Genomic DNA, 26,946 nt, shown 5'->3' with positions numbered 1-26,946 from the left:
TCCTTATCGCTATCCTTACGACTATCCTTCGACATTGTGACCTCGCGACAAACTATTCCGCGAGATCTTCCTAGCCGACCAGATCAGCCCTCAGCGCGTGGTCCCTGCATGACGCTCACAGTGCTTCCAGACGCTCAAGCCGCGCCCTCTAATTCAGCCTGGAAGGCTGACGGCTGCCGCGAGACATTTCTTTTTCTACGATCCGCTCGCCAAAGAGTTGTAGCGAGCGAACCAAGGCCCTTATCTGCACGAGAACAGTCGGGCTCAATCGAGAGCGCAATGATATGACTCGTCGTGAAATAACACCCATCAAACGCACCATCCGGCGAGATCAGCTTCGCGAGATGGTCCCGCTCGCCGACAGCACAATCTACGAGATGGAACAGCGCGGGGAGTTTCCAAGGCGGTTCGCACTCTCGCCCCGGTGTGTCGTGTGGGATCTAGCGGAGGTCGAAGCATGGCTGGCTGCGCGAAGGTCGACACCTCCCGCTCGTGCGCCTCATCCTGATGTGAGGCAGCGACGAACCCGGCCGGTCAAAGGGCCGGGTCGAGCTGCAAGAGCGGAATTGAAGGGGGAATAAGGATCGGGATGTATTTCTGGCCACCCACCCAGGCATCAACGATGTTGGACCACTCCTGCATCATGTGACGACGCTGCACCTCGTATTCGGCCTTGTTGTAGACTCCCCTCGATGACCGTCCGTCCTCGTGCGCAAGGCACTTTTCAATCCAGTCGCTGTTGAACCCGAGCTCGTTCAGAAGAGTTGACGCGGTCCTCCGCAGGTCATGAACTGTGAACGCCTGCAGCGGAAGCCCTTCTTTGCTTGCCTGCTCAACGACCGAGTATGTGACCCGATTGAAGGTTGCTCGCGACATCGGAGCGTCGGCATCATAGCGCGACGGCAGCACATACCTTGAATTTCCTGCGCATGTCTTCAACGCAATGAAAATATCGAGCACCTGGCTCGAGAGATAGACGTTGTGCGCCTTCGAGCGCTTCATACGCTCCTTGGGAATCGTCCAGACCGCATTCTCGAAATCGACTTCATCCCATGTGGCATCCTGCAGTTCGCTCTTGCGGACCATGGTGAGCAGATAAAGACGCAATCCAAGCCTGATGGTGGGCAATGTCGCAACATGATCCAGTTGTTTGAGCATGATGCGGATTTCGGCGGGTGAGAGCGAGCGGTCTCTTGGGACAAAGCTTGCGATCGATGCCGGTCCAACCTCGTCGGCCGGGTTTGCGATCTTCTCTCCGTGCAGGATCGCGAACCCGTAGATCTGCTTTACGATATCCCGGACGTGAATTGCTGTCGCGGGAGCACCGCGCTCTACGATGGCGGCGCAATGGGCGCGAAGATCGCCAGGTGCGATCTCATTCAGAAGGCGCTTGCGCCAAACTGGAAGCAGTTCACGTTCGAAGATCGATCGGCGCATTGCCCGGGTGCTATCGGCCATGGGTGCCGCGACGAGCCATTTCTCGCCGAGCTCACCGAAACTCCTGGCTTCAAGGAGACGCCGCTTCTCGCGCTGTTTCTCGATTGCAGGTGAACGGCCTTCACCGATGGCGCGCCTCGCATCGATGCATTTCTCGCGAGCGCGAGCGAGCGACAGGCCCGTCGGGCCGTACTTTCCGAGAACCACCTTCTCGCGTCGACCGTGCAGACGGTAGTCGAGCCGGAACGACAGCGTCCCGGCGGGCGATACGACCACGTACATGCCGTCACGGTCGGTGACCTTGTACGATTTTTCCTTTCGTCTCAGAGCCTTAAGCGCAGCGTCTGTCAGCAAGGACTTTCCCTCCAGGCAAATACCGTCAGCCATTTTTGAGCCGTGTTTGACTGGAGATCTCTTTGTTTTCCAAACACTTGGACAAAGAAAAATACCGTCAGACGCAGCATCGCGTGTGACGGTATTGATCAGGAGCGATAGTTTCAATGGACGGCGACACCGTCAGGCGCCCCGTCTGTCCGGATTTACGCGTGCCGATAGTTCTCGAATGTCGATGACGAATTCGATCGTAAAATCAGGCTGTTAATTCGCGCAATTGGATAGAACGGGATAGGCCAGGGCGGGCCTGAATTATTCCCACTCAATCGTCCCCGGTGGCTTGCTCGTCACGTCATACACCACCCGGTTCACGCCCTTCACCTCGTTGATGATGCGCGTGGCGGTCTCGCCCAAGAACTTCATGTCGAACTGGTAGAAGTCCGCGGTCATGCCGTCGGTGGAGGTGACGGCGCGCAGGCCGACGACGTAGTCGTAGGTGCGGCCGTCGCCCATGACGCCGACGGTCTTGACGGGGAGCAGCACGGCAAAGGCCTGCCAGATCTCGTCGTAGAGGCCTGCTTTCCGGATCTGATCGATGTAGACGGCGTCGGCCTTGCGCAGGATGTCGAGCTTGTCTTTGGTGATTTCGCCGGGGCAGCGGATGGCGAGGCCCGGGCCCGGGAACGGGTGGCGGCCAACGAAGATTTCGGGAAGGCCGAGCTCGCGGCCCAGCTTACGCACCTCGTCCTTGAACAGCTCGCGCAAGGGCTCGACGAGCTTCATGTTCATGCGCTCGGGCAGGCCACCGACATTGTGGTGCGACTTGATTGTCACCGAGGGGCCGCCAGTGAAGGAGACGCTCTCGATCACGTCAGGATAGAGCGTGCCCTGCGCGAGGAAGTCGGCGCCGCCGATCTTCTTGGCCTCCTCTTCAAACACCTCGATGAAGAGGCGGCCGATGGTCTTGCGCTTCGTTTCCGGATCGGTGACGCCTTCGAGCTCGCCGAGGAACTGCTTCGAGGCATCCACGTGCACGAGCGGGATGTTGTAATGGTGGCGGAACAGGTCGACCACGGTCTTGGCTTCGTCGAGGCGCAAAAGGCCATGATCGACGAAGACGCAGGTGAGCTGGTCGCCGATCGCCTCGTGAATCAGCACGGCCGCGACGGCTGAATCGACGCCGCCGGAAAGGCCGCAGATCACCTTGCCTTTGCCGACCTGCTGGCGGATTTTTTGGATCTCCTCCTCGCGGAAGGCGCGCATGGTCCAGTCGCCGGAAAGGCCGGCGATCCTACGCACGAAGTTGCGGATCAGTTTCGCGCCGTCGGGCGTGTGCACCACTTCCGGGTGGAACATCAGGCCGTAATATTTGCGCGTCTCGTCCTGGATGATGGCGAACGGCGCGTTCGGCGAGGTGCCGGCCACCGAGAAGCCCGGCGGCATCCTGGTGATCCGGTCGCCATGGCTCATCCAGACCTGATTCTTGCCGCCTGGTGACCAGACGTCCTCGAACAGCTTGCTCGGCGCCTTCACCTCGACATCGGCGCGGCCGAATTCGCGGTGATGGCCGCCCTCGACCTCGCCGCCGAGTTGGGCTGCCATGGTCATCTGGCCGTAGCAGATGCCCATCACCGGCACGCCGGAATCGAAGATCGCTTGCGGGACGCGGGGCGAGCCGGCCTCGTGCACCGACTCTGGCCCGCCGGAGAGGATCACCGCCTTCGGTTTCATCTCGTTGAAGGCGGCTTCGGCCTTGTTGAACGGGACGATCTCGCAATAGACGCCGTCCTCGCGCACGCGGCGCGCGATCAGCTGCGTCACCTGGCTGCCGAAGTCGACGATAAGAATCTTGTCGTGCGCCGAGGCCACCGAGGGCGTCGACGTGGAGCGGTCGTTTTGTGCTGCTGTCATGGCCAGCAGATACGCGACACGGGAGCCGCCCGCAACCGCGCGAGCGCGCGCCCCACATCCTTCTTTGGGCATGGACAAAGCCATATAGGTAAGTAATATTGACCTATTGTGCCCTCCTCTCAAACATGGGCCGAACAGGGAGAACGCCATGTCTCAGCATCATCAGCCAACAACGCTCGCCGCACTCGGTCGCAGCTGGATCGAGGCCTGGAATGCGCGCGACCTCGAACGCGTGCTCACGCTCTATGACGAGGCGGCCGTGATGACGTCGGACCGCATCCCCGTGATGGGGTTCGATGCCAGCGGCACCGTGCGCGGCAAGGACGCGCTTCGCGCCTATTGGGGCAAGGCGCTGGGGCTTTTGCCGAACCTGCATTTCTCGCTGATCGATGTGTTCGTCAGCCCGGACAGCGTGGTCGTGTTCTACGAGAACGAGCGGGGGAAGCGGATCTGCGAATATCTGCGGGTGAACGCCGAAGGGCTGATCGTGCAGGGGTCGGCCAATCATTTGGCGGCCTAGGCCCCGGTTCGGAAGGCCGCGCCGCCCTCGCTGTCATTCCCCGCGAAAGCGGGCAATCCAGTACGCCGCGGCTTCTCGGCTCGATCGTTGCCGCCCCTGGAATACTGGATCGCCCGCCCCAGTGCGCAAGTGCGCACAAGGCTGGCGATGACAGTGTGAATGAGGAAGGGTTCGTGACTCCCACACGCGGTGACGGAGACCGCGGTGTGCGCTAACAACACTGCCGACACCGATAGGACTGCGCCATGAAACTTCCGGCATCCCCGTTCACCGTGACCGACTGGAGCCAAGTCGAACCCAGCACGCATCCCGGCGAGACCGGCGAGGCCAAGTGGCGGACGCTCAATATCGGCGAACTCCGGGTGCGGATGGTGGAGTATTCGCCGGGCTATCTCGCCGATCATTGGTGCGATCGCGGTCACGTGCTCTACGTGCTGAAGGGCGAGCTCGACTCGGAGCTGCGCGACGGGCGCAAGTTCAAGCTGACGGCGGGGATGAGCTACCAGGTCTCGGATTTCGGCGACGCCGCGCACCGGTCCTCGACGGCGGTGGGTGCGACGCTCTTCATCGTCGATTGAGAGGCGCGAGGGCGGCAAATTTGCACCGCAAAATAGCAAACGCGCGCGACATGCCGAGCCACGGGTGGTGCCTTGAACTGGCCCCAAATTCTCGCTATATTGTGATCATCGATACTTGGCCGAACGACTGGGCCGCTTCGCTTCGTTGCTGACGGGCGCGCACGCTTCAGATGAATTCTCCAAACATCGACTCATCAGGGACTATGGGCGCAATGCTGCGTACCGGTCTGCGTGCGTATCCTCTCTAACTAACTAAAGGACATTCCCATGGCTATGGGCACCGTGAAGTGGTTCAACACCCAAAAGGGTTATGGTTTCATTCAGCCGGACGACGGCCAAAAGGACGTATTCGTGCACATCAGCGCCGTCGAGCGCGCTGGCCTCTCCTCCCTCAACGAGGGTCAGAAGGTCTCGTTCGACATCGTCGCCGACCGCCGCAGCGGCAAGTCCTCGGCTGACAATCTCCGCGTCGGCTAACGCCCGCGCAAGGCGCTTCTGACCACGGACGTACCGGTCAGAAGCGGTTAGCGAATACAGGCCCCGCGACCGGATTCGGTTCGTGGGGCTTTTATTTTGGGCGCCGCTGGCGCGGTCAGCCCGATTTCCTCAGCACCGACACGAAGAACCCGTCCGTCCCGGTCCGCCGCGGCGTCATCAGCCAGCCTTCATCCGATTGCAGTGCGGCCTCGCCAAACGCCTCCGCCTTGTCCCAGAGCACGCTCGCGGTCTGCTCGGGCGGGACGACCGTGAACTCGGAATGGCGGCCAGTGAACGCCCTCACCTGCTCACCGTTCTCTTCCGGCAGCACCGAGCAGGTGATGTAGGCGATGCGGCCCCCCGGCTTCACCAGCGGAACCGCGCGCTCCAGCACCTCGGCCTGGTCGCGCAGGCGAATCTCCAGGGCGCCCGGCCGCATGCGCCATTTGGCGTCGGGGTTGCGGCGCCAGGTGCCGGTTCCCGTGCAGGGCGCGTCGATGACGACGAGATCGGCGGTGCTGCGGATGTCGGCAAGCGGATCGGCGTCGCCCTTGGGCGTGCGGACATCGGCATTGTGGACGCCGGCGCGCGATAGCCGCTCGTGGATCGGGGCGAGCTGGCGCTTGTCACGGTCGGTGGCGATCAGCCGGCCCTTGCCCTGCATCAGGGCGGCGAGCGCCAGCGTCTTGCCGCCGGCGCCGGCGCAGAGGTCGATCACCTGCTCGCCGGGTTTTGCCGCAGTGAACTGGGCTGCAAGCTGCGATCCCTCATCCTGCACCTCAATGGCGCCCTTGATGAAATCCTCCTCGGCCTGGATGCCCGGGTTGCGCGCGTCGGCCGAAAGCTCGATGCGAAGGCCGGTTGCGGACCAAGGCGTCGGTTTTGCATGAAGATGAGCAAGTGCACGCAGCACCTTGTCCCGATTGGATTTTAGCGTGTTGACGCGCAGGTCGAGCGGGGCCCGGCTCGCCATCGCCGCGGCCTCGGCGGCACGGTCCTCGCCGAATACTTTTGCAAGGTGGGCATCGAGCCAGTCTGGATAGTCGCCGGCCACGGCGGCGGGGGCGTCCTTGAGGGAACGCGAGGCGAGCGCGGCCTGCTCGGCTTCCGTCAACGGCTCTGGCGCAAACCGGCTGCCATCGAACATCGCGGCCATGGTGGCCGTGTCCATGTTGCGCTCGAGGCGGAGCATGCCGATCAGCCGCGCCCGCGCGGTATCGGCATCCATCAGGTACGCGCTCGAGGCGTAACGGCGCAGCACGTCCCAGACCAGGCCGGCGATGGCGGCGCGGTCGCCGGAACCGGCGAAGCGGTGCGCGGTGCCCCACTCCTTCAGCGCCTTGGCCGCAGGCACGCGGTCCTTCTCGATGGTGTCGATCAATTCGATGGCTGCGGACAGCCGGGCAGCGGGCGTCATTTCAAATCTTTCAAAAAGATTGGCGCACAGGCGCCTAGATCAGCAAGAGCAGCTTCAGCGCGAAATAGATCCACATCGCCAACAGCACCAGCACGCCGGCAAGCCAGACCGTGGAGCGCCGGCCGAGATCGTTGGAGGAGACGAAAACGCCGGCATGGGCAAAGCGCGTCACCACGAACACCCAGGACATCAGCACGATGAAGAGATCGGCACGGCGCAGCGGCAATGCCAGTGCGATCAGGACGTAGAACAGCACCGGCAGTTCGAACTGGTTGCGGTAGCAATTGGCGATTTGTGTGGCGCCCTTCGGCCAGTTCGGCTCGCCGAGTGCAATGTCGCGGATCTTGGTCTCGCCCGAAACCAGCGTCTTGCGGCGCGCGACGACCATGCCGATCAAGAGCGCGAAGGTGAGAGCGACCTGCACGAAGACCGGCAGCAGGACCATCTGAACAGACATCGGAACTTTCCCGGAAGGCGAAATGCCGCCGACCGTCATTAGCTGCGAGTTTTGGCGCTGACAATGAACGACTTGAACCCGTGTTCCCGCTCTCGCGATCAAATGTCGATCGTTAAGGCGATTTCGGTGCCCGCGGGCCGCCAGGCGAGAGGCCGCATCGCCTCGCCGCTCCGCCGGCGCCGTCGCCCCGCAGGACGGCTACACGATCCGCTATCGCGTGCTTTAAACTTTGTTCGTTGCGACGCATGCCCGCACCGTCATGGTTCCGACGCGTGAGAACCGGTATGATGAACGCATGTCCGAATTTCGCCTCACGCAGATTTCCGACACCCATCTCGGCCGGCGCTTTCCCGGCCTGATCGCCAACTTCCACCGCGTCAGCGAGCACATCGACGCCATCAGGCCCGACCTCGTCGTCAATACCGGCGATGTCTCGTTCGACGGTCCGACCGGCGTGGACGATGTCGCATTCGCGAAAAGCCTGCACGATGCCCTGCCCGTCGCCTGCCGCTATCTCCCCGGCAATCACGACATCGGCGACAATCCAACCATGATTGGACCGGCGCCGAAGCCGCCGGTCAGCGAGGCGCACCGCCGGCAATTCTGCGACATCATCGGCGAGGACCATTGGGCGTTCGAGGCTGCCGGCTGGTGCTTCATCGGCCTCAATTCACTTGTCATGAATTCAGGGCTCGCCTTGGAGGCCGAACAATTCGAATGGCTGGCCCGCGAGATCGCGCGCACCACTGGAAAGCCGGTCGCGCTGTTCCTGCACAAGCCGCTGTTTCTCAACCTGCCGGAAGATCCCGAAACGCCGGAAACCGCGATCCGCTATGTGCCGCAGCCGGCCCGGGCGCGACTGATCGAGATGTTTGAGCGCGTCGATCTCCGCCTCATCGCCAGCGGTCATGTGCACCAGCGGCGCGACTTCACCCATCGTCACACCCGCCATGTCTGGGCGCCGTCGGCCGGCTTCGTCATCAACGATGCGCGACAGGACCGGATCGCGATCAAGGAAGTCGGCCTCGTCGAGTATCGTTTCCAGCCCGATAGTTTTGAGGTCCGCCACGTCAGGGCCGCGGGCCAGGTCGATGTCGACATCGAGGAGCTCCTCGCCCAGATGGGCGACGAGCACTAATGCGTGCTTGACGGCTCAGGCGACGAGGTCCTGCTGGATCGCGGCCAGCAAGGATTGCAGCGCCTCGCTGTTGACCGTCTTGGCCGTGGGATCCTTGGCAGGCTGGACCCTGGCCGGCTGGGCGGCTTTGACCGGACGCTTCGGGAATGGCGGCGGCAGCGCCGGCAGCGCTGGACGAATGAAATCGCCCTCCTCGTCGACATGCACGAATTTGCCATGGATGACGTCGTCGCGCCGGCCCATGACGAACATGGTCGCCCAATAGCCGGCTGCCAGCACGATTACGCAGAAAATACCAATCTCTAACATCGCAGCACCTAAAATATGCGCGATGATTCAATGCCTTCACCTCGGGGTCAATGAACACCGGTCACACCTGCGGCTTTTGCCGCCAGGTGTGACCATTTGGTGACTCTTTCTTAACCATACCCGCCGGCGTGTGGCCCCGGCGCAGCTAGACCTTGTCCGGTCCGACCCGCACCAGCTGCTTGCCGAAATTGGCGCCCTTCAAGAGGCCCATGAAGGCGCCGGGCGCGCTCTCCAGGCCCTCGGTGACGAACTCCTTGTATTTCACCTTGCCCTCGCGGACCCAGGCCGACATGTCGCGCAGGAAATCGCCATGGCGCGCGGCGAAGTCGGAGACGATGAAGCCGCGGAAGGTCAGGCGCTTGGTCAGGGTCGCGCGCATCAAGGATGCGGCCCATTTTGGCGGCTTGGCCTCGGTGTCGTTGTAATGCGCGATCAGGCCGCAGACCGGCACGCGCGCGAAGGGGTTGAGCAGCGGGAACACCGCCTCGAACACCGCGCCGCCGACATTCTCGAAATAGACGTCGATGCCCTTCGGGCAGGCGTCCTTGAGCTTGGCCGCGAGATCGGGGCTGCGGTGATCGATGCAGGCATCGAAGCCGAGCTCCTTGACGACGTAATCACACTTGTCCTTGCCGCCGGCGATGCCGACCGCGCGCGCGCCCTTGATCTTCGCGATCTGGCCGACGGCCGAGCCGACCGCACCTGAGGCGCCGGCGACGACGACGGTCTCGCCGGGTTGCGGCTTGCCGATGTCGAGCAGGCCCGTATAGGCGGTCATGCCGGGCATGCCGAGCACGCCGATCGACGTCGAGATCGGGCCGAGCTTGGGATCGACCTTGATCAATCCTTTGCCGTTCGAGATTGCGTGGGTCTGCCAGCCGGAGCGGATGCGCACGATATTGCCTACCGCGAAATCCGGATTGTTGGACGCCGCGACCTCGCTGACCGCCTCGCCTTCCATCACGCCGCCGATCGGCACCGGTGCGGCGTAGGATGGCCCCTCGCTCATGCGCCCGCGCATATAGGGATCAAGCGACAGCCAGATCGTGCGCAGCAGGACCTCGCCTGCCGCAGGCGTCGGCACCGCGAAATCCTCCAGACGAAAATCAGACGGCTTGGGTTCGCCGACGGGACGCGCGGCGAGAACGATGCGTTTGCCTTGGGACATGATGGCTTCCTCCGGAGTTTCTTCGTTGCGAGCGAAGCGGAGGGAGCGAGGCGCGTCAATACAAAAGCAGTGGAGGGATGGTCGGGGAGGCATGCGCCGTTCTCGTGTCCCGGACGCGCTGCAGCGCTCTTGCCCTGCTGCGCAGAGCTGGGACCCACGCAGCACGGATGATTGCCCAGTATGGAAGAACACTGGGCCCCGGCTCTGCAGCGCACCGCTGAAAGAGCGCTGCGCTGCATCCGGGGCACGAGAGCGAAAACGACTAACCCCCGCCCGGATAGTTCGGTGCTTCGCGCGTAATGGTGACGTCGTGGACGTGGCTTTCGCGCAGGCCCGCGCCGGTGATGCGGACGAACTGGGCCTTCTGGTGCAGCTCCTTCATGTCGCGCGCACCGACATAGCCCATCGCGGCGCGCAAGCCGCCGGCGAGCTGGTGCATGACGTTACCGACCGGGCCTTTGTAGGGTACCTGGCCCTCGATGCCCTCAGGCACGAGCTTGAGCGCGTCCTTGATGTCCTGCTGGAAGTAGCGATCGGCCGAGCCGCGCGCCATCGCGCCGACCGAGCCCATGCCGCGATAGGCCTTGTAGGAGCGGCCCTGCCACAAAAACACTTCGCCCGGCGTCTCGTCGGTGCCGGCGAGCAGCGAGCCGACCATGGCGATGTCGGCGCCGGCGGCAAGCGCCTTGGCGAGATCGCCGGAGAACTTGATGCCACCGTCGGCGATCACCGGAATGTCGGACTTCTTCGCAGCTTCCACCGCATCCATGATCGCGGTGAGCTGCGGCACGCCGACGCCGGCGACGATGCGCGTGGTGCAGATCGAGCCCGGGCCGATGCCGACCTTGATGCAATCCGCACCCGCGTCGATCAGTGCCTGCGCGCCTTCGGTGGTGGCAACGTTGCCGGCAACGACCTGCACGGAATTGGAGAGACGCTTGATGCGGTTGACGGCGTGCAGCACGTGGCGGGAATGGCCGTGCGCGGTGTCGACGACGACGAGGTCGACGCCGGCATCGATCAGGCGCTCGGTGCGCTCGAAGCCGGTGTCGCCGACAGTGGTGGCAGCAGCAACACGCAGGCGGCCCTGCGCATCCTTGCAGGCGAGCGGATGGGCCACCGCCTTTTCCATGTCCTTTACGGTGATGAGCCCGACGCAGCGATATTGCTCGTCGACCACGAGCAGCTTCTCGATGCGATGCTGGTGCAGCATCCGCCGCGCCTCGTCCTGGCTGACATTCTCGCGCACCGTGACGAGATTTTCGTGCGTCATCAGCTCGGAGATTTTCTGCTGCCGGTTGGTCGCAAACCGCACGTCGCGGTTGGTGAGAATGCCGACCAGCTTGCCCGGCGTGGACTTGCCGGCGCCGGTGACGACGGGAATGCCGGAGATGCCGTGATCGCTCATCAGCTTGAGTGCGTCGTCGAGCGTCGCCTCGGGGCTGATGGTGAGCGGGTTCACCACCATACCCGACTCGTAGCGCTTGACCTGCCGCACCTGGGCAGCCTGCCCGTCGGGATCGAAATTGCGATGGATGACGCCGAGGCCGCCGGCCTGCGCCATGGCGATCGCCATCCGCGCCTCCGTGACGGTGTCCATGGCGGAGGCCATGATCGGGATGTTGAGCGGAATGGCGCGGGTGACGCGGGAACGGATGTCGACCTCGCCCGGCATGACGTCCGACAGGCCCGGCTTCAACAGCACGTCGTCGAACGTGAAGGCTTCGCGAATGCCTTGAAGTTGCACCGTGGCCATCTGCCAACTCCTTCCTGCGGCCCTGCCGCAAATAGCTATGGATGAGCGCCGCCCTCGGCGTGCCTTGCGGCATCGCCGGAGAATCGGAGCCCATCGGTGGGGTTGACGCGGGTCGATAGCACGGCCGCGTGACGAATCAAAGCAATTCGGACCGCCGGCCAGCCATGCACAGGCTTTTTGGGCAGATTCAGCGGGGATAGCCTGTGCGCGCCCCCACCCACCGTCATTCCGGGCTGGCGCCAGAAGGGGACCGGCAATGACGAGGGAGCGCGACTCCCCGGGGTGCAACCGTTGAAGCGGGTCACACCGTTACGCGGGATTTAGGTGCTATGCGTTGTTGCGCAATGGTCCCGGCCTGACGGGGGTGATAAGCCGCAAGTCCACTCTTCCTTCCGATTTTCATTACCAATCCGTCATGGTCGACAAGCAACGCGTCATTCCGCTGATCGTGGCCACTGCTCTCTTCATGGAGAACATGGACTCGACGGTGATCGCCACCTCGCTGCCGGCGATCGCGGCCGACATCGGCACCAGTCCCCTGACGCTGAAGCTCGCGATCACCTCCTATCTGCTGTCGCTGGCAGTGTTCATCCCGGCGAGCGGTTGGACCGCCGACCGCTTCGGCGCGCGCATGGTGTTCGCGATCGCGGTCGGCGTGTTCATGGTCGGCTCGGTCGGCTGCGCGCTCTCGACCTCGGTCACCGATTTCGTGTTCGCGCGCATCCTGCAAGGAATGGGCGGGGCCATGATGACGCCGGTCGGGCGTCTCGTGCTGCTGCGTTCGGTCGACAAGAGCGCGCTGGTCAACGCGATGGCCTGGGTGACGGTCCCTGCCCTGATCGGCCCGGTGATCGGCCCGCCGCTCGGCGGCTTCATCACCACCTACGCCTCCTGGCACTGGATCTTCCTGATCAACATCCCGATCGGGCTGCTCGGCATCTTCATGGCGCTGCGCTTCATCGATCCCATCAAGAGCGAGACTCAGGAACCATTCGACCTCTACGGCATGATGCTGGCGGGCATCGGACTGGCCGGCATCGCGTTTGGTCTCTCCGTCGCCGGGCTCAACCTGCTGCCCTGGAGCACGGTTGCCGCGCTGGTGGTGGGCGGCGCGATCTCGATGGCGCTCTACGTCATCCACGCAAGGCGGACGGGATCGCCGGTGCTGGATTTTTCGCTGCTGAAGCTGCCGACGCTACGCGCGGCCGTGCTCGGCGGCTTCATGTTCCGGCTCGGCATCGGCGCGCTGCCCTTCCTGCTGCCGCTCCTGATGCAGATCGGCTTCGGCCTGTCGCCGTTCCACTCCGGCCTCGTCACCTTCGCCTCCTCGCTCGGCGCCATGGGCATGAAGACGCTGGCGGCGCGCATCATCCGCGCCTTTGGCTTCCGCAATCTGATGACGGTGAACGCGATCATCAGCGCATTCTTCCTCGGCGTCTGCGCGCTGTTCACGGTGACGACGCCGCTGCTCATCATCATGGTGATCCTGGTGGTCGGCGGCTTCTTCCGCTCGCTGGAGTTCACCGCCATCAACACGGTCGCCTATGCCGATGTCGAGACCGCCCAGATGAGCCGGGCCACCACGCTGGTCAGCGTCAACCAGCAGCTCGCGGTCTCTGCCGGCGTCGCCGTCGGCGCGGCCTGTGTCGAGACGACCATGTGGTTCAGTCATGTCAGCGAGCTCAACGCCACCGTGTTCGCGCCGGCCTTTGTCGTGGTCGCGCTGACCTCGGCGGCCTCGAGCTGGTTCTTCTGGCAGATGCCCGCTGACGCCGGTCACGAGATCTCCGGCCGCAAGGCGGCGGAGATCGCAAGCCGCAAAGGTGCCGGCAAGGGCGCAGAGAAGGCAGCGCTCAAGGCGGCGAGCGAGGATACCCAGGACGTGCGGGATCAGCGGCTGGGGTGAGTTCCTTCGGTCATTCCGGGGCGATGCGTAGCATCGAGCCCGGAATCTCCGGAATTTATTGTGCCGCGGAGCGCGAGGAGAAATGGATTCCCGGCTCGCCTCTTCGAGGCGCCCCGGAATGACAGCGCTTGTGGTTACGCCTTCGCCTCGCCCCGAAACCCCGTCGCCAGCACGTAGCGTTCCGAGGAATCCTGGCGGCTCGCGGCCGGCTTGACGTGACGCACGGCGGTGAAATCGCGCTTGAGCTGGGCGAGCAGATCGGCGTCGGCACCGCTCTGGAAGGTCTTTGCCAGGAAACTGCCGCCGGGCTTGAGCACGTCGCAGGCAAAGGCCGCCGCGGTCTCGACGAGACCGACGATGCGGAGCTGGTCGGTCTTGCGGTGGCCGGTGGTGTTGGCCGCCATGTCGGACATCACGACGTCGGCGCCGCCGCCCAGCATCGCGGTGAGCTTCTCGGGGGCGTCATTGTCCATGAAGTCGAGCTGCGCGAAATCGACGCCCGGGATCTCCGGCATCTCCAGCAGGTCGATCGCAACGACCTTGCCCTTGCCTTCCGCGGAGCCGACGCGCTTGGCCGCGATCTGGCTCCAGCCGCCGGGCGCGGCGCCGAGATCGACCACGGCCAGGCCTGGCTTGAGAAGACGGAACTTGTCGTCGATCTCCAAGAGCTTGAACGCCGCGCGCGAGCGATAGCCCGCCGCCTTGGCTTTCGCGACATAGGGATCGTTGAGCTGCCGCTCCAGCCACAGCTTCGACGAGAGCTTGCGCTTGCCGCCGGTCTTGACCTTGGTCTTGACTTGGACGTGCAAGCGGCCGGTGGTGTCCTTGGCCATCTCACCAGCTCCTGAGAGCGCCGTCCTCGCGCATCATCTCGACCAGCATGCCTTCGCGCAGGCCCCGATCGGCGACGCGGAGACGCGGCAGCGGAAAGGCGCGCCTAATAGCATCGAGGATGGCGCAGCCGGCGAGCACGAGATCGGCACGCTCGATGCTGATGCAGCTGTTGCCGGCACGCTCCTCGTAGCTCATACCGAGCAGCTTGTTGATGGTCGCGGTGATGTCGGAATCGTTCATCCAGATGCTGTCGATGCGACGGCGGTCGTAGCGCGCGAGGTTGAGATGGATGCCGGCGAGCGTGGTTACCGTGCCCGAGGTGCCCAGCAGATGCATGTCGGCGAGATCGCCGCCATGCTCTTCCGCAAACGGCGCGACGTAACTCGCAACCTCCTGCTCCATCGCGGCATAGATCTCCGAGGTCACGTCGCGGCCGCCGAACTGCTCGGCGAGCGTGACGACGCCAAGCGGGATCGACATCCAGGCTTTTATGCGCGGCTGGGGATTTTGCGGATCGCGCTCGATCCGCACCAGTTCGGTCGAGCCGCCGCCGATGTCGAACAGGATCGCGCCGCGTCCCCTGGGGTCCACCAGCGGCGAACAGCCGAGCACGGCGAGCGCCGCTTCGGTCTCGCGATCGATCACCTCCAGCTCGATGCCGGTCTCGGCCGCGACACGGCTGCGGAAACCTTCCGCATTCGAGGCTGCGCGGCAGGCTTCGGTCGCGATCAGGCGCAGCCGCCGCGCCTTGCGCAAATTGATCTTGTCGCGGCAGATGCTGAGCGCCGCGATGGCGCGCTCGATCGCCGCCTCGCTGATGCATCCCGTTGCCGAGACGCCCTCGCCGAGCCGGATGATGCGCGAGAAGGAATCGACTACGCGAAAGCCGTCCTGGGTCGGACAGGCGATCAGGAGCCGGCAATTGTTGGTGCCGAGGTCCAGCGCCGCATAGACGCCGGTTCCCGGCGCCTGCGCGCCGACGGCCGGTACAGTGGCCAACGCCACCGCCGCCATCGACCCCTCCAGCTCACCGTGCAGCCCAAGGCCGTCGCGGAGCCGCGTGTGGTCATTCATACAAACTGTCTTTCCGCGACCCATCGGGCCGATCTGGAATTGCTTTTCGCCTGAAACATTAGCAGCGCAGCAGGTCTGCGCAACATCGCATCACATGGGACCATGCCCATTCGTGCGTTGTCGTGAACGGGGCCGTGGGTTATTTCAGTGAGGTCCGGTCTCCCGCTGCCGCGAAAATGCGCAAATACCGGCTTTTCAGGTCAACTCCATGCAAGAACACACCAAATCGTCCGCGCTCGAAAACGCTATTGCACTGCAAAAATATGGCGTCGGGCAGCCCGTCCGACGTAAGGAGGACGACACGCTGGTGCGCGGCAAAGGCCGCTATACCGATGATTTCAACCTGCCCGGCCAGGCCTATGCCGTTGTCGTCCGTTCCACCCATCCCCATGGCATCATCCGCGGCATCGGCATTGATGCCGCCAAGGCGATGCCGGGCGTGCTGGGGGTATGGACCGGCACGGATCTCGATGCAGCCGGCTACGGCCCCTTCACCTGCGGCCTGCCGCTGAAGAGCCGCGACGGCTCGCCCCTGCTTCAGACCAACCGTCAGCCGCTGGCGACCGACAAGGTCCGCTTCGTCGGCGATCCCGTCGCCTTCGTGGTGGCAGAGACGCTGGCCCAGGCGCGCGATGCGGCCGAGGCCGTCGAGGTCGACATCGAGCCGCTGCCGGCAGTGACGGACCCCGAGGAGGCGGCCAAGCCCGGCGCGCCGCAGCTCTACGACCATATCCCGAACAACGTCGCGCTCGACTACCACTATGGCGACATGGAGAAGGTCAACGCGGCGTTTGCCAGCGCCGCCCATGTCACCAAGCTCGATATAGAGAATACCCGCGTCGCGGTGGTTTCGATGGAGCCGCGCGTGGGGCTTGCCTCCTACGATAAGAAGACCGAGCGCTACACGCTTCAGGTGCCGACGCAGGGTGTCGCCGGCAACAGGGCCAATCTCGCCAAGAACCTGAAAGTGCCGAACGAGAAGGTACGCATCCTCACCGCCAATGTCGGCGGCTCCTTCGGCATGAAGAACATCAACTATCCCGAGTACATGTGCATCCTGTACGCGGCGAAGGCGCTGGAGCGGCCGGTGAAATGGCTGGACGAGCGCTCCACCAGCTTTCTCTCCGACAGCCACGGCCGTGCACAAAAGATCCATGCCGAGCTCGCGCTCGATGCCGAGGGGCATTTCCTCGCGGCCAAGCTCTCCGGCTACGGCAATCTCGGCGCCTACATCACTGGCGTTGCGCCGGGGCCGCTCTCGCTCAACACCGGCAAGAATTTTTCCAGCGTCTATCGCACGCCGCTCATGGCGGTCGACATCAAGACGGTTTTGACCAACACCACGCTGATGGGCGCCTATCGCGGCGCCGGTCGGCCCGAGGCGAACTATTACATGGAGCGGCTGATCGACCGCGCCGCCGACGAGATGGGCATCAACCGACTGACCTTGCGCAAGCGCAACTTCATCAAGCCGGACCAGATGCCGTTCGCGGCCTCCTCCGGCGTCACCTATGACAGCGGCGACTTCCAGGCCGTGTTCAACAAGGCACTCGAAATCTCCGACCACGAGAATTTCGCGAAGCGCAAGAAGGAAAGCAAAAAGGCCGGCAAGCTGCGCGGCATCGCGGTCGGCTCCTATCTGGAGGTCACGGCCCCGCCGAGCCCCGAGCTCGGCAAGATCGTGTTCGACCCTGACGGCACCGTGCAGCTCATCACCGGCACGCTCGATTACGGCCAGGGCCACGCGACGCCGTTTGCGCAAGTCTTGAGCGAGCAGCTCGGGGTGCCCTTCGAGCGCGTCAAGCTCGTCCAGGGCGACAGCGACATCGTGCACGCTGGCAACGGCACCGGCGGTTCGCGCTCGATCACCGCCAGCGGCATGGCGATCGTGGGCGCCGCCAAGCTCGTGATCGAAAAGGGCAAGCGCGCCGCCGCGCACATGCTGGAGGCGTCCGAGGCCGACATCGAGTTCGAAGGCGGCCGCTTCACCATCGCTGGCACCGATCGCAGCATCGACATCATGGAGCTGGCGCAGCGCCTGCATGGTGGCAAGGTGCCGGAGGGCGTGCCTGACAGCCTCGACGTCGACCACACCAGCGAGCCGGTGCCGTCGGCCTTCCCGAACGGTTGCCACGTCGCCGAGGTCGAGATCGATCCGGAGACCGGCGTGGTGCAGATCGTGCGCTACAGCGCGGTCAACGATTTCGGCACGGTGATCAATCCGATGCTGGTCGCAGGCCAGCTCCATGGCGGCGTCGTCCAGGGCATCGGTCAGGCGCTGATGGAGCAGATCCGCTACGACGACAGCGGCCAGCCGATCACGGGCTCGCTGATGGACTACGCGCTGCCGCGCGCCGAGGATGTGCCGAACATGACGGTCGGCGATCATCCGGTGCCGGCCACGACCAATCCGCTCGGCAGCAAGGGCTGCGGTGAAGCCGGCTGCGCCGGCAGCCTGTCGACGGTGGTGAACGCGGTGCTTGATGCGCTTTCAGAGTACGGCATCAAGCACATCGACATGCCGCTCACGCCGGAGCGGGTGTGGCGGGCGATCCAAGAGGCGAAGGCCAAGGCGGCGTAAGGGCCGCGCTTCTTCGGTCGTCATGGCCGGGCTTGACGCCGTCCTTAAATCTCACCTCGTCATTCCGGGGCGGTCCGCAGGACCGAACCCGGAATCTCGAGATTCCGGGTTCGATGCTTCGCATCGCCCCGGAATGACGGTGTCGGTAATTACGCCGCCGCCTGCTCGCGCGGCTGGTAGATCGCGGTGTGCTGGCAGTGCGCCAGCGGCGTGGTGCCGTTGGCGACAATCAGCGCGTCGAGCTCGACGAAGCGGTGGCCCTTCTTCTCGTAATTCGCGGTGACTCTTGCCCGCGCGGTGATCTCGTCGCCAGCGCGCGCGGCCGCCAGCAATTGCATACGGCTACCGACGTGAATCCACGGACCCAGAATGGTGTTGTCGACCAGCACGCGGTTCATGACGCGCTGAATCAGGCCGGGATGGCCGAGCCCCTCGCATGCGAAGATCGGATCGGTCTCCCTGATGTCGGCGAGATAGTCGGCCGCATCCTGTCCAGCCCAGCGACGCGGAATCGTGCCCAGCCATTTCCCCGTTTCGAACGTCGCCGGACCGACTGGCGCGCGCTCGGCAACAACAGGCACCTCGACATAATCGGTCAGCGAAATCGCCGGCGCCGCCGCTGGCAACGTGGCCGTGCCGGTCGCACAAAGCTCGGTGCGACTGAACACCTCGATCGTCAGTAGGCCGTTGTGCTCGGTGGCATCGACATCGGCGGTCTCGCCGTCATAGACCGGCTTGATGAAGCGCGCCTCGACCAGTCCGCGGGTGAGGAAATCGCGGCCCCAGCGGGCAATCGGCACGTGCATCATGTAGGCGAAGACATCGACGCCCGGCACCAGCCCGCCGGAAAAGCCGAAACGGCGCGCCACCGTGTCGTCGTGCATCTTGTTCTCGGACTGCTTTGCAGTGTTGTAGGCTTCGACGCGATAGGTTTCGAGCCGGTCCGGCATGGCTGGCGTTCCCCGTTCTTGTTGTTTCGGAGCTGATCGTAGAGCCCAGGGAACACCGGTCAATCCCCTCGCCTTTGCGGCCCGAATGGGGTACCACGCGGGCCAATGACTGACACCCCCACCCGCATCTATGTCGATGCCGACGCCTGTCCGGTGAAGGACGAGATCTACCGCGTCGCGCTCCGCCACGGCGTGCCCGTGAGCGTGGTTGCCGGGAATTTCATCCGCGTGCCCCAAGATCGCCTGATCGAGCGCATCGCCGCCGGTCCGGGCATGGACGCGGCCGACGACTGGATCGCGGAGCGCGCCAAGCCCGGCGATGTTGTCGTGACATCAGACATTCCGCTGGCCAGCCGCTGCGTCAAGGCGGGCGCCGACGTGATCGCACCGAACGGCAAGCCGTTCACGGAGGAATCGATCGGCATGACGCTGGCGGTGCGCAACCTCATGACGGATCTGCGTTCGGCCGGCGAAGTCACCGGCGGCCCGCGCTCGTTCGCGCCGCGCGACCGTTCCGCATTCCTCTCGGCGCTCGATCAGACGCTGCGCCGGATTCAGCGCCGCCGCGCTGATGCGGCCGCAACCAGTCAGAGCTGACCATGGCGCCGCCGCTGATCCAACTGAAAGACATCAGGCTGACGTTTGGCGGCACCCCGCTTTTGAGCGGCGTCGAGCTCAATGTCGCGCCAAGCGAACGCGTCTGCCTGATCGGCCGTAACGGCTCCGGCAAGTCGACGCTACTCAGGATCGCGGCCGGCCTGGTCGAACCCGACGGCGGCACGCGCTTCGTGCAGCCTGGCGCTACCGTGCGCTATCTGCCGCAGGAGCCGGACTTCGGCGAGCACAAGACCACGCTCGGCTATGTCGAGGCAGGCCTCGCGCCCGGCGACGACCTGCACCAGGCGCGTTATCTTTTGGAGCAGCTCGGGCTCACCGGCGAGGAGAACCCGCATAACGTCTCCGGCGGCGAGGCCCGTCGTGCCGCGCTCGCCCGCGTGCTGGCGCCCTCGCCCGACATCTTGCTGCTGGACGAGCCGACCAACCATCTCGATCTCTCCACCATCGAGTGGCTGGAAAAGGAGCTGGACAGCCGGCGCAGTGCGCTGGTGCTGATCAGCCACGACCGCCGCTTCCTCACCAACCTGTCGCGCTCCACCGCCTGGCTCGACCGCGGCAAGATCAAGCAGATCGACCGCGGCTTTGCCTCGTTCGAGGCTTGGCGCGACGAGGTGCTGGCGGAGGAAGAGCGCGACCAGCACAAGCTCGACCGCAAGATCATCGACGAGGAGCACTGGCTGCGCCACGGCGTCTCCGGCCGGCGCAAGCGCAACGTCAAGCGCCTCGCCAATCTGCATGCGCTGCGCGACCAGCGTCTCAATTATCGCGGCAGCGCCGGCAGCGCCAATCTGGCAGCCGCGGAGGCCGAGCAGTCCGGCAAGCTGGTGATCGAGGCCAAAGGCATCACCAAGGCCTATGGCGAGCGGAAGATCGTCGAAAACTTCTCCACCCGCATTCAGCGCGGCGATCGGCTCGGTATCATCGGGCCGAACGGCGCCGGCAAGACCACCCTGGTCAATCTGCTCACCGGCGGCATGCAGCCGGATTCCGGCATTGTGCGGCTCGGGGCCAATCTCGAGATGGCAACGCTTGACCAGCACCGTGAAAGCCTCGATCCGAAGTCGACGCTGGCTGAAGCGCTGACCGGTGGCCGCGGCGATCACATCATGGTCGGCGGCAAGCCGAAGCATGTCGTCGGCTACATGAAGGACTTTCTGTTCGCACAGGAACAGCGCGGCACGCCCCTTGAGGTGCTCTCCGGCGGCGAGCGTGGCCGGCTGATGCTGGCCCGCGCGCTGGCAAAGCCCTCGAACCTCCTGGTGCTGGACGAGCCGACCAACGATCTCGATCTCGACACTCTGGACGTGCTCGAGGAGATGCTCGGCGATTACGAGGGCACGGTGATCCTGATCAGCCATGACCGCGATTTCCTCGATCGCGTCGTCACCTCCGTGATCGCGCCCGAGGGTAACGGCAAATGGATCGAATATGCCGGCGGCTACAGCGACATGCTGGCGCAGCGCGGCGCGGACTTGAAGCGTGATACGGCAAAGGCGCAAGCCTCGGCGGAGAAGAAAGAGGAGCGGCCAGCTGCTCCCGCTGCCGCGCCAAAGCGGCGCCTGAGCTTCAACGAGAAGCACGCGCTGGAAACGCTGCCGAAGAAGATGGAAGCGTTGCAGGCCGATATCGCCAAGCTGCAACGCGTGCTCGACGATCCCAACCTCTACACCAAGGATCGTAAGAAGTTCGACGACACCTCCGCCGCCATCGCCAAGGCGCATGAAGAATTGTCTGCTGCCGAAGAGCGCTGGCTCGAACTCGAAATGCTCCGCGAAGAGATTGAACAGGCATAGCGCGTATTCCGCAAAAGTGGGCACCGGTTTTGCGATTGGAATACGCGCCAACTAAAGGACTTCCATGACCCCCCCCCTCGCCGCAAAGATCGCCCGCGAATACGGCACGCCCTGCGCCGTCATCGACATGGACAGGGTCGAGCGCAACATCGCGCGCATCCAGAAGGCCTGCGATGATGCCGGCATCGCCAATCGTCCCCACATCAAGACACACAAGAACCCGACGATTGCAAAGATGCAGGTTGCGGCCGGTGCCAAGGGGATCACCTGCCAGAAGCTCGGCGAAGCCGAGATCATGGCCAATGCGGGCATCGACGATATCCTGATCAGCTACAATCTCCTGGGCGAAGAGAAGATGGCGCGGCTCGGCGCGCTCCAGGCGAAGGCCAACATGACCGTGGCCGCCGACAATTCGACCGTCGTCGCAGGGCTCCCCAAGGCAGCCGCCGCATCAGGCCGCCCGCTCTCGGTCGTGGTCGAATGCGACACGGGCCGCAAGCGCGCCGGTGTCGAGACTCCGGCCGAAGCAATCGCTTTGGCGCGGGAGATCGGCGCGTCCAAAGGACTGCAGTTCGCCGGCTTTCTGATGTATCCGACCGAGACCGGCTGGGCGGACGCGCAAAAATTCTACGACGAGGCGCTAGCCGGCGTGCGCGCGCACGGGCTGGACGCGAAGATCGTCTCCACCGGAGGCACGCCGAACCTGAAGAACCTCGGCAAGCTCAAGGGCGGCACCGAGCACCGCTTCGGCACCTATATCTACAACGACCGCATGCAGGTCGCCGCCGGCGTCGCCAGTTGGGACGACTGCGCACTGCACATCTATTCGACAGTGGTGAGCCGCGCCGCGCCCGAGCGCGGCATTCTCGATGCCGGTTCGAAGACGCTGACCACGGACACCGGCGGCCTCGACGGTCACGGCCTGATCCTGGAGCATCCCGAAGCGAAGATCGCGCGCTTTGCCGAGGAGCACGGCTTCCTCGACCTCTCCCGCAGCAACACGCGGCCGAACGTCGGCGACGTCGTCCGCATCGTGCCGAACCATGTCTGCGTCGTCGTCAACATGATGGATGAGGTCGTGATGGTGCGCGGCGAGGAGATCATCGGCACACTGCCGGTCGCGGCGCGGGGGAAGCTGCGCTAACGCCCGATCAGGGCCTGGAGCTCTCTGTCCAGCTCGTCGCGGAAGAGCTTGATCGGCCGCTCCAGACGCCCGGCGGGCGCGCGATGGATCATCCATGCGCGCACGGCGGGTTTGAAGTCGCGCGCAGCGACGGCCTTGAGCTTGTCACGAAACGCGCTGTGCTTCAGTGCGATCGGAGTGACCAGCCCGATGCCGAGGCCGCGCGACACCAGCGACAGGCGCAGTTCGCTGTCCAACGCCTCTACCGCGATATTGAACGGAAGATGCGCGGCATCGAACTTTCGTTTCAGCGTATCGCGAAACCCGCAACCGTCCTGGTTGATCACCCAGGATAGCTGCGACAGTCGTTCCAGGTCCACGATGCGCGGAATCTTCATGTCGCGCGCGACGACAAATACAACCGGCTGCGCACCGAGATCATCGGCAACGAGATCGGCAGGCGGCACGGCTCCGTCAGGCAGACAGATCGCGGCGGCATCGAGTTCATTGCGACAGACACGTTCGAGCTGATTTGGCGACCAACCTGAGACAACACGGACGGCAAGTGCGGGAAATTCGGCGCGCACAGCATCGAGCGGTCCGGTCAACCCTGCCTCCGAGAGGAACGGCGTCAGACCGAGCCTGAACTCGCCGCGCACCATGCCGTCATCGGCAACGCCCGACTTGAGGTCGTCCAGCATCCTGAGCAAGCGCCGGCCCCGCTCATAGGCCTCGTGGCCCGCCGCCGTCGGTTTCAGCGGCTTCGACAGCCGATCCAGGAGCTGTGCCCCCAGCATCTCCTCGAGATTCTGGATGCGACGTGTCACGCCGGGCTGCGTGAGATTGAGGCGTGCCGAGGCCGCGACGATCGATCCGGTCTCGACCACCGCGACGAAAGCGACAAGGTCATGGGTGTTCATGAGCAACTCGCATATTCTTTATAGTCTTATTTGAATTGTAGCATATTGATGCTTCCGCTTAAAGGGTCTCGCACCAGAGCTGCGAGGATCCATGACTATTTCCGAAGCCACCAAGCCGGGGTCTCGAAGCCAACTCGCCGAGCGGCCCCTGATCTGGCTTGGCGCCGTCACCGCCGGTGTCGTCGTCACCGATCTGTTCGCGCCGCAGATCCTGCTCGGACTGATTGGCCGGTCACTGTCCATGACTGCGTGGCAGGCCGGCCTGATCAGCACGCTGACATTGCTCGGCTATGCGCTCGGCCTGCTGCTGCTCGTGCCTCTGGTCGATCTCGTCGAGAACCGGCGACTCATCCTGCGGACGCTCGGCTGCGCCATCCTCGCCGCGCTTGCAATGGCACTTGCGCCGACGCCCTCGCTCCTGCTGCTCGCCACCTTCATCCTCGGCGCGTCCTGCGCGGCGATCCAGATGATGGTTCCGCTTGTCGCATCCATGGTGCCGCCGGACCGTCGCGGTCAGGCCATCGGCGAAGTGATGGGTGGATTGATGGTCGGTATCCTCTTGTCACGGCCCGCGGCGAGCCTGATCGCGGATCTCTGGAGCTGGCGCGCCTATTACGTCGTCTCGGCCGCGCTGATGGCGCTGCTTTCCGGTGCACTTGGCCGCTATCTTCCAACGCTTCAACCGACAGCACACGCGAGCTACGGCGAATTGCTCCTATCCTTTCCAAGGCTGCTGCGGGAAGAGCCCGTGCTGCGGGTGCGCGCCTGGACCGCATCGCTTGTCATGGCTTCCTTCACCGCGTTCTGGTCGGCGGTCGCACTGCGGCTGCCCGATGCTCCATTCGGCCTCGACGCCAAGGGAATTGCTGCGTTCGCGCTGATTGGCGTGGCTGGCGCGGCGGCAACACCGATCGCCGGCCGCTGGGGCGACAAAGGCAGGGCGCGGCCGATGTTCCTTGCGGCCCATCTGCTCATCATCGGCTCACTCGCGCTGTGTGCCTGGGCGGGCATGCTGGAATCCCGCATCACCGCACTGCTGGTATTGAGCCTTGGCACGATCCTGCTCGACGTCGGCATCACCACCGACCAGACGCTCGGCCGCCGCGCCATCAACCTGCTGCGATCGGAAGCACGCGGCCGACTGAACGGCCTGTTTGTCGCGCTGTTCTTCTTCGGTGGCGGCGTCGGCGCCGCGGCGGCCTCCCTGGCCTGGAGCTATGGCGGCTGGACCCTGGTTTGCGCCGTCGCAGCAAGCTTCGGCGTGTTGGGCCTCCTCACGAATCTCGTCTCTAGGACCGGCACGTTATGATCGGGAAAATCAGGACGACAATTGGGCGAGCCGTTTCAGCACGCCCCTGCCCGCCGCGGCGCCGGTCGCAAACGACGCCTGCAACAGATAGCCGCCGGTCGGCGCCTCCCAGTCCAGCATCTCGCCGGCGGCAAATACGCCGGGCAACTTGCGGATCATGTAATCCGCAGTGAGTTCATCGAATGAGATGCCCCCGGCGCTGGAAATGGCACGCGCAATTGGCGCTACGCCAGTTAGCTTGATCGGCACGGCGTTGATGAGCTCCGCCAATCGCTCGGGCGGCATCGCCGACAGCGACTGGCCCGTGCCGATTGCCACCTCCTGCAGCAACCCGGCGGATACGGGCGAAAGCTGCGCGGCCTTGCGCAGGAAGTTGGAGAGCGACTGTTTGCCGCGCGGGGCAGACAGGCGCTTGACGAGTTCGGCCTCATCAACGTCCGGGCGCAAGGCGACGCGCAGCACCGCCTCGCCGTCCGCAGCGATCGCCTCGCGCAGTTCGGCCGACAACGCGTAGATCGCCCCGCCCTCGATGCCGGCCCGCGTGATGATGGCCTCGCCGCGCAGGCCATGCGGACCGAAGTTGAGCGCAATTCCCTTGAGCGGTTGGCCTTCGAAACGCGTGCGGAACACATCGGACCAGGCGACGGTGAAGCCGCAATTGGCAGGCCGCAGCGGCGATATCGCAATGCCCTTGTCCGCCAGAATTGTCGCCCAGCCGCCGTCTGAGCCGAGCCGCGGCCAGCTTGCGCCGCCGAGTGCCAGCACCGTCGCTTTGGCAGCGATTTCAGCCGTTCCATCGGGTGTTTGGAATTGCAGCCGTCCCCCGTTGTCCCAGCCAGTCCATCGATGGCGAAAGGCGAAGCGGACACCGCGCGCATCCAGGCGCCGCAACCAGGCTCGCAGCAGGGGCGATGCCTTGAATGCCTTCGGAAACACCCGCCCGCTGCTACCGACGAAAGTCGGCTCGCCCAGCGCCTCGCTCCAGGCGCGCAGCGCGTCGGGCGGAAACGCGTCGATGGCACCCTTCAGCTTCGGCGCCGCCGCGCGGTAGCCCGCCATGAACTGCGGCAGCGGCTCGCTATGGGTGAGATTGAGACCGCCGCGGCCGGCCATGAGGAATTTTCGGCCAGCAGACGGCATGGCGTCGTAGACGGTGACGCGCAGGCCTTCCTGTGCCAGCACCTCCGCCGCCATCAGCCCGGCGGGACCGCCGCCGATGACGGCGACCGCTATCAGAGTTTTACCCCCGCCCGCGCCGCGGCCTGCGCGACGTATTTCTGCGTCTGCTCGAACGCACCCGTCAGCGCCTTGGCCTTCGACATGTCGCTGATCTCGGCGAAGTGCGCGGCGACCGCGTCCGGGGTCCATTCGGATTCCGGCAGGTTGATGCCTTCGCTCTCCAAGATCTTGATCACCGCGAAGGAGCCGGCGCCGGCACCCATGATGGTGCGGGTCGGCGCGTCCTCGCTGAGCATGTACTCGACCGCGGGCGTGATCGCGTTGGGCTTCATCAGTTGCAGGGCCTGCGGCGGCAGCAGCTCTTCGGTCATGCGGGTTGCCGCTGTCGGCGAGATAATGTTGACGCGGATGTTGTTCTTGCGGCCCTCTTCCGCGAGCACGTTCATCAGGCCGACCATGCCCGATTTCGCCGCGCCGTAATTGGCCTGTCCGAAATTGCCGTAGAGGCCGGAGGACGACGTCGTCAGCACGATGCGGCCGTAGTTGCGGTCGCGCATGCCGGCCCAGACCGCCTTGCAGCAATAGAAGGTGCCGACGAGATGCACGTCGAGCACCTTCTGGAAGTCGGTCGCCTCCATCTTGCCGAACGACTTGTCGCGCAGGATGCCGGCATTGGCGCACAGGAGATCGACGCTGCCCCACTCCCTGGTGGCGCGCTCGACCATGGCTGTGACCTGCTCGAAATTCGAGACATCGGCGCCGTCGGCCATCGCGGAGCCGCCCGCTTTGCGGATCTCCTCGACCACGGATTCGGCCGGCGACAGCGAGCCGCCGGTGCCGTCGCGCGCGCCGCCGAAGTCGTTGACGACGACCTTGGCGCCGCGGCTGGCCAATCCCAGCGCATGCGCCCGCCCCAGACCATTGCCCGCGCCGGTGACGATGGCGACGCGTCCGTCGAACCTGATTGCCATGAGTAGGAGTCTCTGTTCTTCTTCCCTTCTCCCCTTGTGGGAGAAGGTGGCGCGAAGCGCCGAATGAGGGGTCTCTCTCGGCAAAGATGCGCTCGCGGAGAGAGACCCCTCACCCGCCTCGCGTTCGCGAGGCACCCTCTCCCACAAGGGGAGAGGGTGAAACCCCGCTCTGGGGTGCCTTTTTGAG

24 protein-coding genes are annotated in these 26,946 nt (G+C 64.5%); 11 read left to right on the top strand and 13 right to left on the bottom strand.

Features of this window, described 5'->3' with window-relative positions; genetic code table 11:
• Nucleotides 1-284: 284 nt before the first annotated feature.
• The gene (locus tag IVA91_RS33315; protein WP_247460330.1) at nt 285-581 is read left to right on the top strand and encodes an AlpA family phage regulatory protein; all 297 of its coding nucleotides are present in this window, start codon (nt 285-287) and stop codon (nt 579-581) included.
• Here the strand turns inward: IVA91_RS33315 and IVA91_RS33310 are convergent.
• Both IVA91_RS33310 and guaA read right to left on the bottom strand, forming a co-directional pair.
• Complete coding sequence (locus IVA91_RS33310; RefSeq protein ID WP_247460328.1) at nt 535-1,791, bottom strand: site-specific integrase; 1,257 nt, start codon at nt 1,789-1,791, stop codon at nt 535-537. The two genes, IVA91_RS33315 and IVA91_RS33310, sit on opposite strands and share 47 nt — an antisense overlap.
• Nucleotides 1,792-2,082: 291 nt before the next feature.
• Nucleotides 2,083-3,681, bottom strand: a complete 1,599-nt coding sequence (gene guaA, locus IVA91_RS33305) for a glutamine-hydrolyzing GMP synthase (RefSeq protein WP_247276967.1) — start codon at nt 3,679-3,681, stop codon at nt 2,083-2,085.
• A gap of 148 nt (nt 3,682-3,829) precedes the next feature.
• On the opposite strand from guaA, the gene IVA91_RS33300 reads away from it, so the two are divergent.
• The 3 genes from IVA91_RS33300 (at nt 3,830) to IVA91_RS33290 (ending at nt 5,256) form a co-directional block, all read left to right on the top strand.
• Entirely contained in the window at nt 3,830-4,201 is a 372-nt protein-coding gene (locus IVA91_RS33300; RefSeq protein WP_247276966.1) for a nuclear transport factor 2 family protein, read from the top strand.
• A 245-nt stretch (nt 4,202-4,446) separates the two neighbouring features.
• Nucleotides 4,447-4,779 carry a DHCW motif cupin fold protein gene (locus tag IVA91_RS33295; protein WP_247449243.1) on the top strand — a complete coding sequence of 111 codons (333 nt, stop codon included), beginning with the start codon at nt 4,447-4,449 and terminating at the stop codon, nt 4,777-4,779.
• A gap of 267 nt (nt 4,780-5,046) precedes the next feature.
• Nucleotides 5,047-5,256 carry a cold-shock protein gene (locus IVA91_RS33290; protein WP_008141931.1) on the top strand — a complete coding sequence of 70 codons (210 nt, stop codon included), beginning with the start codon at nt 5,047-5,049 and terminating at the stop codon, nt 5,254-5,256.
• A 115-nt stretch (nt 5,257-5,371) separates the two neighbouring features.
• On the opposite strand, the gene IVA91_RS33285 is transcribed toward IVA91_RS33290, so the two are convergent.
• Entirely contained in the window at nt 5,372-6,673 is a 1,302-nt protein-coding gene (locus tag IVA91_RS33285) for an RsmB/NOP family class I SAM-dependent RNA methyltransferase (protein ID WP_247276965.1), read from the bottom strand.
• Between the two features lie 34 nt (nt 6,674-6,707).
• Nucleotides 6,708-7,130, bottom strand: coding sequence for an MAPEG family protein (locus IVA91_RS33280; protein WP_128262063.1), 423 nt, complete (start codon nt 7,128-7,130; stop codon nt 6,708-6,710).
• Nucleotides 7,131-7,425: 295 nt separating this feature from the next.
• Here IVA91_RS33280 and IVA91_RS33275 point away from each other — a divergent pair, with 295 nt between their 5' ends.
• Nucleotides 7,426-8,268 (top strand): metallophosphoesterase, encoded by an 843-nt coding sequence (locus IVA91_RS33275; protein WP_247276963.1) that lies wholly within the window; start codon nt 7,426-7,428, stop codon nt 8,266-8,268.
• Nucleotides 8,269-8,283: 15 nt separating this feature from the next.
• Here the strand turns inward: IVA91_RS33275 and IVA91_RS33270 are convergent, their stop codons facing one another.
• The 3 genes from IVA91_RS33270 to guaB form a co-directional block, all read right to left on the bottom strand.
• A complete protein-coding gene (locus IVA91_RS33270; RefSeq protein WP_247276962.1) occupies nt 8,284-8,577 on the bottom strand; it encodes a hypothetical protein in 294 nt (97 codons plus the stop codon).
• Nucleotides 8,578-8,722: 145 nt separating this feature from the next.
• Nucleotides 8,723-9,745, bottom strand: coding sequence for an NADP-dependent oxidoreductase (locus IVA91_RS33265; RefSeq protein WP_247276961.1), 1,023 nt, complete (start codon nt 9,743-9,745; stop codon nt 8,723-8,725).
• Between the two features lie 262 nt (nt 9,746-10,007).
• Nucleotides 10,008-11,501 (bottom strand): IMP dehydrogenase, encoded by a 1,494-nt coding sequence (gene guaB, locus IVA91_RS33260; protein WP_247276960.1) that lies wholly within the window; start codon nt 11,499-11,501, stop codon nt 10,008-10,010.
• Nucleotides 11,502-11,916: 415 nt separating this feature from the next.
• Here guaB and IVA91_RS33255 point away from each other — a divergent pair, with 415 nt between their 5' ends.
• Nucleotides 11,917-13,407 carry an MFS transporter gene (locus tag IVA91_RS33255; RefSeq protein WP_247276959.1) on the top strand — a complete coding sequence of 497 codons (1,491 nt, stop codon included), beginning with the start codon at nt 11,917-11,919 and terminating at the stop codon, nt 13,405-13,407.
• A 134-nt stretch (nt 13,408-13,541) separates the two neighbouring features.
• Here the strand turns inward: IVA91_RS33255 and IVA91_RS33250 are convergent, their stop codons facing one another.
• Both IVA91_RS33250 and IVA91_RS33245 read right to left on the bottom strand, forming a co-directional pair.
• Nucleotides 13,542-14,240: an RlmE family RNA methyltransferase gene (locus IVA91_RS33250; RefSeq protein ID WP_247276958.1), complete on the bottom strand. Its 699-nt coding sequence runs from the start codon at nt 14,238-14,240 to the stop codon at nt 13,542-13,544.
• 1 nt (nt 14,241) lies between these two features.
• A complete protein-coding gene (locus tag IVA91_RS33245; protein WP_247276957.1) occupies nt 14,242-15,315 on the bottom strand; it encodes a Ppx/GppA phosphatase family protein in 1,074 nt (357 codons plus the stop codon).
• A gap of 208 nt (nt 15,316-15,523) precedes the next feature.
• Between IVA91_RS33245 and IVA91_RS33240 the strand changes: the two genes are divergently transcribed.
• Entirely contained in the window at nt 15,524-17,896 is a 2,373-nt protein-coding gene (locus tag IVA91_RS33240) for a xanthine dehydrogenase family protein molybdopterin-binding subunit (protein ID WP_247420130.1), read from the top strand.
• A 149-nt stretch (nt 17,897-18,045) separates the two neighbouring features.
• Here the strand turns inward: IVA91_RS33240 and IVA91_RS33235 are convergent, their stop codons facing one another.
• The gene (locus IVA91_RS33235) at nt 18,046-18,846 is read right to left on the bottom strand and encodes a hypothetical protein (protein WP_247420131.1); all 801 of its coding nucleotides are present in this window, start codon (nt 18,844-18,846) and stop codon (nt 18,046-18,048) included.
• A gap of 105 nt (nt 18,847-18,951) precedes the next feature.
• Here IVA91_RS33235 and IVA91_RS33230 point away from each other — a divergent pair, with 105 nt between their 5' ends.
• From IVA91_RS33230 to IVA91_RS33220, 3 genes are all read left to right on the top strand, one after another.
• Nucleotides 18,952-19,443 carry a YaiI/YqxD family protein gene (locus IVA91_RS33230; RefSeq protein ID WP_247420132.1) on the top strand — a complete coding sequence of 164 codons (492 nt, stop codon included), beginning with the start codon at nt 18,952-18,954 and terminating at the stop codon, nt 19,441-19,443.
• Between the two features lie 2 nt (nt 19,444-19,445).
• Nucleotides 19,446-21,257, top strand: coding sequence for an ATP-binding cassette domain-containing protein (locus tag IVA91_RS33225; protein WP_247420134.1), 1,812 nt, complete (start codon nt 19,446-19,448; stop codon nt 21,255-21,257).
• A gap of 64 nt (nt 21,258-21,321) precedes the next feature.
• Entirely contained in the window at nt 21,322-22,401 is a 1,080-nt protein-coding gene (locus IVA91_RS33220; protein ID WP_247460326.1) for a D-TA family PLP-dependent enzyme, read from the top strand.
• Here the strand turns inward: IVA91_RS33220 and IVA91_RS33215 are convergent.
• Nucleotides 22,398-23,300: a LysR family transcriptional regulator gene (locus IVA91_RS33215; RefSeq protein ID WP_247420138.1), complete on the bottom strand. Its 903-nt coding sequence runs from the start codon at nt 23,298-23,300 to the stop codon at nt 22,398-22,400. The two genes, IVA91_RS33220 and IVA91_RS33215, sit on opposite strands and share 4 nt — an antisense overlap.
• A gap of 91 nt (nt 23,301-23,391) precedes the next feature.
• On the opposite strand from IVA91_RS33215, the gene IVA91_RS33210 reads away from it, so the two are divergent.
• Nucleotides 23,392-24,609 (top strand): MFS transporter, encoded by a 1,218-nt coding sequence (locus IVA91_RS33210; protein WP_247460324.1) that lies wholly within the window; start codon nt 23,392-23,394, stop codon nt 24,607-24,609.
• Nucleotides 24,610-24,618: 9 nt separating this feature from the next.
• On the opposite strand, the gene IVA91_RS33205 is transcribed toward IVA91_RS33210, so the two are convergent.
• Both IVA91_RS33205 and IVA91_RS33200 read right to left on the bottom strand, forming a co-directional pair.
• Nucleotides 24,619-25,845, bottom strand: a complete 1,227-nt coding sequence (locus IVA91_RS33205) for a TIGR03862 family flavoprotein (protein ID WP_256464573.1) — start codon at nt 25,843-25,845, stop codon at nt 24,619-24,621.
• The gene (locus IVA91_RS33200) at nt 25,842-26,759 is read right to left on the bottom strand and encodes an SDR family NAD(P)-dependent oxidoreductase (protein WP_247276948.1); all 918 of its coding nucleotides are present in this window, start codon (nt 26,757-26,759) and stop codon (nt 25,842-25,844) included. Before IVA91_RS33200 ends, IVA91_RS33205 begins: the two co-directional genes overlap by 4 nt.
• Between the last annotated feature and the right edge of the window lie 187 nt (nt 26,760-26,946).

It is taken from the genome of Bradyrhizobium sp. 153 (assembly GCF_023073835.1).
Taxonomy (GTDB): Bacteria; Pseudomonadota; Alphaproteobacteria; order Rhizobiales; family Xanthobacteraceae; genus Bradyrhizobium.
This window is presented reverse-complemented; position numbering and strand designations above follow the sequence as displayed.

Excerpts from the sequence above, each read along its gene's own strand:
- IVA91_RS33230 (WP_247420132.1), top strand. The coding sequence starts at position 18,952 with ATGACTGACACCCCCACCCGCATCTATGTCGATGCCGACGCCTGTCCG.
- IVA91_RS33300 (WP_247276966.1), top strand. The coding sequence starts at position 3,830 with ATGTCTCAGCATCATCAGCCAACAACGCTCGCCGCACTCGGTCGCAGC.
- IVA91_RS33255 (WP_247276959.1), top strand. The coding sequence starts at position 11,917 with ATGGTCGACAAGCAACGCGTCATTCCGCTGATCGTGGCCACTGCTCTC.
- IVA91_RS33250 (WP_247276958.1), bottom strand. The coding sequence starts at position 14,240 with ATGGCCAAGGACACCACCGGCCGCTTGCACGTCCAAGTCAAGACCAAG.
- IVA91_RS33265 (WP_247276961.1), bottom strand. The coding sequence starts at position 9,745 with ATGTCCCAAGGCAAACGCATCGTTCTCGCCGCGCGTCCCGTCGGCGAA.
- IVA91_RS33275 (WP_247276963.1), top strand. The coding sequence starts at position 7,426 with ATGTCCGAATTTCGCCTCACGCAGATTTCCGACACCCATCTCGGCCGG.
- IVA91_RS33235 (WP_247420131.1), bottom strand. The coding sequence starts at position 18,846 with ATGCCGGACCGGCTCGAAACCTATCGCGTCGAAGCCTACAACACTGCA.
- IVA91_RS33270 (WP_247276962.1), bottom strand. The coding sequence starts at position 8,577 with ATGTTAGAGATTGGTATTTTCTGCGTAATCGTGCTGGCAGCCGGCTAT.
- guaA (WP_247276967.1), bottom strand. The coding sequence starts at position 3,681 with ATGACAGCAGCACAAAACGACCGCTCCACGTCGACGCCCTCGGTGGCC.
- IVA91_RS33290 (WP_008141931.1), top strand. The coding sequence starts at position 5,047 with ATGGCTATGGGCACCGTGAAGTGGTTCAACACCCAAAAGGGTTATGGT.
- IVA91_RS33315 (WP_247460330.1), top strand. The coding sequence starts at position 285 with ATGACTCGTCGTGAAATAACACCCATCAAACGCACCATCCGGCGAGAT.
- IVA91_RS33225 (WP_247420134.1), top strand. The coding sequence starts at position 19,446 with ATGGCGCCGCCGCTGATCCAACTGAAAGACATCAGGCTGACGTTTGGC.
- IVA91_RS33220 (WP_247460326.1), top strand. The coding sequence starts at position 21,322 with ATGACCCCCCCCCTCGCCGCAAAGATCGCCCGCGAATACGGCACGCCC.
- IVA91_RS33285 (WP_247276965.1), bottom strand. The coding sequence starts at position 6,673 with ATGACGCCCGCTGCCCGGCTGTCCGCAGCCATCGAATTGATCGACACC.
- IVA91_RS33240 (WP_247420130.1), top strand. The coding sequence starts at position 15,524 with ATGCAAGAACACACCAAATCGTCCGCGCTCGAAAACGCTATTGCACTG.
- IVA91_RS33210 (WP_247460324.1), top strand. The coding sequence starts at position 23,392 with ATGACTATTTCCGAAGCCACCAAGCCGGGGTCTCGAAGCCAACTCGCC.
- guaB (WP_247276960.1), bottom strand. The coding sequence starts at position 11,501 with ATGGCCACGGTGCAACTTCAAGGCATTCGCGAAGCCTTCACGTTCGAC.
- IVA91_RS33200 (WP_247276948.1), bottom strand. The coding sequence starts at position 26,759 with ATGGCAATCAGGTTCGACGGACGCGTCGCCATCGTCACCGGCGCGGGC.
- IVA91_RS33295 (WP_247449243.1), top strand. The coding sequence starts at position 4,447 with ATGAAACTTCCGGCATCCCCGTTCACCGTGACCGACTGGAGCCAAGTC.
- IVA91_RS33215 (WP_247420138.1), bottom strand. The coding sequence starts at position 23,300 with ATGAACACCCATGACCTTGTCGCTTTCGTCGCGGTGGTCGAGACCGGA.
- IVA91_RS33280 (WP_128262063.1), bottom strand. The coding sequence starts at position 7,130 with ATGTCTGTTCAGATGGTCCTGCTGCCGGTCTTCGTGCAGGTCGCTCTC.
- IVA91_RS33245 (WP_247276957.1), bottom strand. The coding sequence starts at position 15,315 with ATGAATGACCACACGCGGCTCCGCGACGGCCTTGGGCTGCACGGTGAG.